Origin of the sequence: Gelidibacter sp., assembly GCF_035515035.1 — a bacterium.
In the GTDB taxonomy this organism is placed as follows: Bacteria; Bacteroidota; Bacteroidia; order Flavobacteriales; family Flavobacteriaceae; genus Gelidibacter.
Genome location: NZ_DATJCA010000073.1, coordinates 1 through 2,548 on the forward strand (window position 1 = coordinate 1; position 2,548 = coordinate 2,548).

Here is a 2,548-nt window from a genome sequence, read left to right on the forward strand (position 1 = left end):
CCACCGACCATCCTATTGATTTATGCAGATTGCAGGTGGCCAATTGCTATATGGGCAAAATAGGATTGATCAATTCAGGAGGGGGATCCAATGGTGAGTCTGATTTAGTTGAAGCAGTTACAACGGCCGTAATCAATAAACGAGCAGGAGGAACTGGATTGATTATGGGAAGAAAGGCATTTCAAAAACCCTTCGCTGAAGGGATAGAATTAATCAATGCGGTCCAAAGTGTTTATTTCGATGGTAAAATTACAATAGCGTGAAGTATTTGGTTAAAACATCAGTCCTTTAGGATTTCTAAGCTTATTTTAAAAAAGCATTGCCGAGGTCATAACCAATTCATTCAGCATTACCAATAATGACAATATATATATAAATGAAACACCCAATCAACATAGTAAAGTATTCCGGCGACGTGGTAGCTTTTAATGTAGACAAGCTTACTAATTCCTTAAGACGTTCCCAAGCAAGTGAAGAATTAATTCGGCAAATAGTATCGCAAATGGAAAACCAGTTATATGATGGTATTTCCACCAAAAAAATTTATCAAATGGCGTTCAAGATGCTGAAGGATAAATCAAGGGTTAGTGCTTCAAAGTACAAGCTCAAAAAAGCCTTGATGGAATTGGGGCCATCTGGTTTTCCGTTTGAAAAATTGGTAGGTAAATTATTGGCCCACGAAGGGTTTGATGTAAAAGTTGGTGTGATTGTGAAAGGTAATTGTGTGCAACACGAAGTGGATGTGGTAGCACAAAAGGATAATGATCATTATATGATAGAATGTAAATACCACAGTGACCAGGGACGTTTTTGCAATGTAAAGATTCCCTTATATATCCATTCAAGATTTTTGGATGTAGAAAAACAATGGCTACAATTAAAAGGCCACGAGACTAAATTTCATAAAGGAGGTCTGTACACCAATACCCGATTTACAAGTGATGCCATACAGTATGGAAATTGTGTTGGATTATTATTGACAGGTTGGGATTACCCAAGAGGAAATGGTTTAAAGGATAGAATAGATAAATCCGGCCTACATCCGTTAACCGCTTTAACAACACTCACAAAAGCTGAAAAAACAAAGTTATTGGATGAAGGCATTGTGCTTTGCAAAGAAGTTTACGGAAACCCAGGTTTATTAGAGAAAATAGGGATACCGAAAGCAAGACATAAAAATATTCTTGAAGATTCAGAAGAATTATGCGCCACTCATATATGAAGTCATAAAATAAACAATTATTAATTTAAATACAAAAAAGATGAAAATTGGAATATTGCTTGCAACCTTTCTGATGTTGGACCCTATAAAATACCGAACAAATGAAAAACAATAAAGTAAACATCCATTTTTTGGGTGCGGCAGGTACCGTAACCGGCTCCAAATATTTAGTGGATACGGGAGATCGTAAAATTTTAATAGACTGCGGTCTTTTTCAAGGATTGAAGGAATTGCGCCTTAAAAACTGGGAATATCCGCCTGTGAAAGTTTCAGAGATTGATATGGTACTGCTTACGCACGGTCATTTAGACCATACAGGTTATCTGCCTCGATTGGTAAAACAAGGGTTTAATGGGCTTATGTATGGCACCAATCCAACGTTGGATATTGCGAAAATTATACTGAGCGACAGTGCGAAAATACAGGAGCAGGAAGCCGAGCGTGCCAATAAGGAAGGTTATTCCAAACACAGTCCCGCCGTACCACTTTACGATTTAAAAGATGTAGAAAAAACCATTTCACATTTTAAGGGTGTTCCACAATCACAATGGATTCCATTGTTTGATGGTATCAGAGCCCGATTTAAGTATAATGGACATATTTTGGGTGCTACTTTCATAGAGCTGGATGTACACGGAAAACGCTTTGTTTTTTCGGGCGATATTGGAAGAACAAATGATTTACTATTGTACCCACCCTTGAAACCGAAAAAGGCCGATGTTCTTTTCATAGAATCGACCTACGGTGGAAGGTTTCATCCTGATGAAGTGGAAGCCATTCCACAGATTGAAAAATTAGTCAACGACACCATCAATAGAGGCGGCTGCTTATTTATCCCAAGTTTTTCTGTTGAACGGGCCCAACTGATGATGCTTGTTTTTTGGAGATTGCTCAAGGAGAACAAAATACCAAAAGTACAAATGATAATGGACAGCCCAATGGGAGCCAATGTATTGGAGCTGTTCCATCGCACAAGGGATTGGCATCGATTAAAAGACAATGAATGTGATGAAATGTGTTCGTATTTTACAGTGGTAAGCAGCTATCGTGAAACTATGGAATTACGAACTGACAATAAACCTAAAATAGTAATTGCAGGTAGTGGAATGCTTACAGGTGGAAGAATGCTCAACTATCTCGAAACACAAGCGCAGAACCCCAAGAATACCTTGCTGTTTATAGGTTATCAGGCTGAAGGTACCCGTGGAAGAAAATTATTGGAAGGGGATAAGGAATTAAAAGTATACGGAAAATGGGTGCCTTTTAATATGGAGGTAGCTGAAATTAAAGGACTCTCGGCACATGCAGACCATGCAGAACTTATGG

2 protein-coding genes and 1 pseudogene are annotated in these 2,548 nt (G+C 38.3%); all 3 read left to right on the forward strand.

What is annotated here, in order from left to right; all coding sequences use genetic code 11:
- A pseudogene (locus VLZ86_RS05835) lies at positions 1–263 on the forward strand (fructose-bisphosphate aldolase); the annotation flags it as partial.
- Positions 264–376: 113 nt separating this feature from the next.
- Positions 377–1,222, forward strand: a complete 846-nt coding sequence (locus tag VLZ86_RS05840) for an ATP cone domain-containing protein (RefSeq protein ID WP_325449686.1) — start codon at positions 377–379, stop codon at positions 1,220–1,222.
- A 101-nt stretch (positions 1,223–1,323) separates the two neighbouring features.
- The coding region (locus VLZ86_RS05845; RefSeq protein WP_325449688.1) for an MBL fold metallo-hydrolase at positions 1,324–2,548 on the forward strand (1,225 nt) is incomplete at its 3' end.

Bases quoted from the DNA above. Each gene is read 5' to 3' on its own strand.
- VLZ86_RS05840 (WP_325449686.1), top strand. From the start codon at position 377: ATGAAACACCCAATCAACATAGTAAAGTATTCCGGCGACGTGGTAGCT.